Source organism: Acetobacter sp. AAB5, from assembly GCF_050106715.1.
In the GTDB taxonomy this organism is placed as follows: Bacteria; Pseudomonadota; Alphaproteobacteria; order Acetobacterales; family Acetobacteraceae; genus Acetobacter; species Acetobacter oryzifermentans.
Genome location: NZ_JBNIEW010000083.1, coordinates 1 through 223, shown reverse-complemented (window position 1 = coordinate 223; position 223 = coordinate 1). Strand labels below are relative to the sequence as shown.

General features: G+C 51.1%; 1 protein-coding gene. It reads right to left on the bottom strand.

From position 1 onward, the window contains the following. Positions 1-223 (bottom strand): efflux RND transporter permease subunit (locus ACP7IZ_RS13900; RefSeq protein WP_426849760.1); only part of this gene is annotated, 223 nt, incomplete at both ends.

The following is a 223-nucleotide window of genomic DNA, read 5'->3' as shown; positions in this document are numbered from 1 at the left end:
AGGCAGATTGATAAAAACCAAGAGTGCGGGCCTGATTGCGCCAAAGGTTACAACCAACAATGCAAATATCAGACCAAGGGCAATCGGCAGAACAATTTCCAGACGTTGCACCGCTGAGCGTAGGTTACGAAACTGCCCATCCCATTGCATGGTATAACCCGATGGCAAATGCACATCATGCGCCACACGCTGCTGCGCTTCGGCAACAAAGGACGCAAGATCC